Source organism: Thiomonas sp. TH-17 (assembly GCF_057473305.1).
This window is the reverse complement of sequence record NZ_JBYCKI010000094.1, coordinates 1-3,205: the sequence shown is the minus strand read 5'-3', so window position 1 is coordinate 3,205 and position 3,205 is coordinate 1. Positions and strand designations below refer to the sequence as shown.

General features: G+C 59.6%; 2 protein-coding genes and 1 pseudogene. All 3 read right to left on the bottom strand.

The window, feature by feature from the left end:
- Positions 1-1,125 (bottom strand): RNA-binding domain-containing protein (locus AC2VLV_RS05950; RefSeq protein WP_486989097.1); only part of this gene is annotated, 1,125 nt, incomplete at its 3' end.
- A 9-nt stretch (positions 1,126-1,134) separates the two neighbouring features.
- Positions 1,135-3,012, bottom strand: coding sequence for a site-specific DNA-methyltransferase (locus AC2VLV_RS05945; protein WP_486989096.1), 1,878 nt, complete (start codon positions 3,010-3,012; stop codon positions 1,135-1,137).
- Positions 3,013-3,029: 17 nt separating this feature from the next.
- Positions 3,030-3,205, bottom strand: a pseudogene (locus tag AC2VLV_RS05940) (DUF2130 domain-containing protein); the annotation flags it as partial.

The following is a 3,205-nucleotide window of genomic DNA, read 5'->3' as shown; positions in this document are numbered from 1 at the left end:
GTACATGTCGTGGATGCCGTAGCCCATGGTGTCGATCATGTTCAGCTCGGCCATGGCCTGCGCGAGGAAGGGGTTGCGATAACGCCGAGGGGTTCGGGTGCCGTCGATGTAGTCGCCCGGTTGTCCTTCAAAGAACGCGCCTTCGTTTTCGAATACCAGCCGGTCGGGCAGCTCCGTTACCACCACACGCCCGTTGCGGGCGTAGTCCTGATGCGCGATGCAGTTGTGCAGGGATTCCAGCACGATCTTCTGGTCGTACTTGGCCACTTCCACCGGCACCAGTTCGTCTTGGGGCAGGATGCGCAACTGAATGTTGCGGATGCGCTGATACAGGCGCGTGCTGCTCAGCAGGAAGGGCGGCCCGAAGTGCTCGTAGGCGCGCTCCTGGCCGACCAGGTTCCACGTCAGTTGTGCGGGATGGGGCGAGAGGCGGTGGGCCGATTCGGCCTTGCCCAGCAAGAGCAAGGTGGCGCGGGTGATCTGTCCATCCCGGGTGACACGCGCGCGGTCGAGGAAGGTTGCCAGCGGCCACTTTGCTACGTCTTCCGGGGCGAAGCTGTTCGCGTGCTTTTGGGCGAAGGACTCGCGCGCCTTACGCACGGCGGCTTCGTCCAGGTCGGCCATGGAGGCGTCGGCAACAAACTGTGCTGTCCAGTCCTGTGTGAGGGTCTGGTCGCGAATTTCGTCCAGCTTGTCCAAGCCCAGAGAGACGAGGCTCTCCCCGGCGCGAGCGTAGTAGTGCCCCTTCCACGAAATGGCAATGCCGCGCGGCGCAGCCGGAATCTGAAACAACAAGACGCGACCATCGGTGTGCTGAAGCTCGTGGATGTCGCGGAAGGTCAGGCGAGGATCAGTGTTCTGGGTGATCTGCATCTTCAACTGGTGCAGGCGCTCGGCCTCCTGCCGGTATGCCGTGCCTACGACAGTACGGCTGCGATTGTTCACGCCAAATACCAGCCAGCCAAAGTTCGCTCCGCGCAGGTTGGCCTCGTTGGCCAATGCGGAGAAATACTTGCCGATGTCATCGGTGCTGTAGTCGTTACCGGCCTGCTTGAACTCCGCCACCTCGTTTTCCCAGGTGGCGATCAGGCCGTCCAGCAGTTGCGTCAGTTCAACTTGATCCATAACGCCACCTCACAGGCACTTCACTTCGGTGGCGGGCGAGAGCAGCTTGAAGATCTGTTCGATGTTGATCTTCACCGTGCTGTCCTTGAAACCGGCGTCACGGAACACCGCGCGCAGCGGCTGGTGCGTGGCCAGCTCTTTGGCGAAGGCGTCGTCGATGCCGCCGGCGTTATCAAAGCAAGCGGCCAGGGCGTTGCCGTCCACGAAGTACACGTCCTTGCCTTGGATCGCCTTTTTTTCGATGGGCAGGGCCAGGTCCACGCCCCAGTCCAGCATCACCTGGAACAGCAGGTCGAAGGCGCTGCGGTCGGGTTTGATGTTGTCCACCGCGGCGAATAGACCATCCTGGGTCACGGCGTCGGGCGTGTAGTGCACGTCGGCCATGTTGGAGGTATCGATTTTCAGGACGCGAAAACCAAGATCAGGTGAGGCGTCGGCGTGTGTATCCCGTAATTCGCGCGCGACGTTGCGTATCCGTTTCAGCCCCATCTCGAAGATCGAGGCCATGCCCGGCTCTGGCTTGGGTAAAGGTTCGACAATCTGTACGGCGATGTAGCGACGGTTTCCGCCGTCTTCGGCATTTTGCTGGAGCACTGCGTGGGCCGTGGTGGCACTGCCGCTGAAGAAGTCGAGCACGATGTCGCCGGCATGTGGCTCGCCGGAAAGCTGCAAGACGCGCTGAATCAGCTCGACCGGCTTGACCGAGTTGAGCACGTTTTCGGTGTGCTCGAATTGCACATACTTCAACAGCGTTTTCTTGGCGTCCTGCGTATGGCCGACGTCCTTGTAGAACCAAAGCGTTTGTGGCGTCCGGCCACCCGAAACCTCTGACAGAAACTTCTTCACTGCGGGGGTGTTGCTGCCATCAGTGCCCCACCAGATCCGGCTGTCAGCATCAAGCGCCTTGAACTTTACCTCGTTGATTCTCCAGTAGTTCCCGGTGGGTGGTCCAGAGATCACGCGACCGCTTGGACTGGTAACCGGGTAAACGCCAGCGTCGTAACGATTTCGGGCCGACATGTTCTCCGCTTTCCATGGGCCGCGGGGATCGTTGTCGGGATTCTTATAGCGCGCCTCCATGGCTTCGGTCCGGTCGAGCTTCTGCGGGCGCCATTTCGACTTCTCGCGCGCGTACACCAGCACGTAGTCGTGGTCTTCGGAGAACCAGTCGGCGGTGTTCTTGGGGGCGTAAACCTTCTGCCAGATGATCTGTGCGATGAAGTTCTCCTCTCCAAATACCTCGCCACACGCCTTGCGCAGGTTATCCACCTCGTGGTCGTCAATGGAGATGAAGATGACGCCATCTTCCTTGAGCAGGTTCCTTGCAAGCCGCAAGCGCGCATAGATCATGCTCAGCCAATCGGAATGGAAACGTCCGTTGGCCTCCGTGTTGGCGATCAGCCGGTGGCCTTGTTCGTCGGCTTGATTGGAATGAAGCAGGTAGCTGTCGGCGCTTTCGCTGAAATCATCGTCGTAGATGAAGTCACGCCCCGTGTTGTATGGGGGGTCGATATAGATCATCTTGACCTTGCCCAGATACGTTTCCTGCAGCAGCTTGAGTGCTTCCAGGTTGTCGCCCTCGATAAACAGATTTTTCGTGGTATCGAAGTCCATGCTTTCCTCACGGCAAGGGCGCAAGGTCTTGGCGATCGGTGCATTCGCCGTCAGCAGCGCCTCGCGCTTGCCCGGCCAGTTGAGCTGGTAACGCTCCTGCGGTCCTTCCACCAGCGATTCGGACAAGGTCTGCTTGAGCTGGTCGAAATCCACAGCCAGCCGCACGCCGCCGTCCACACCCTTGGCCTCCGTCACGCAGTCCGGGAACAGCGCGCGTATCCGCGCGATGTTGTCCTGGGTCAGGTCGGGCGAGTGCATCTTCAATTTTTCCATCGTGTACTTCCTTGGATTCATTCTTCGTCAGAAGAATCGTGGTCTTTGAGCTCGGCAAACTTCGCCGCCATCGTCGGGTTTCCCCGAGTCAATTTCTTGATCGTCAGATCCTCGGCCTTGTCGTTCGCGAGCCGCAGGTTGTTCGCCGACTTGTGGAGCGCGTCCTTGGTCTTCTCCAGGTCTTTGATTGCCT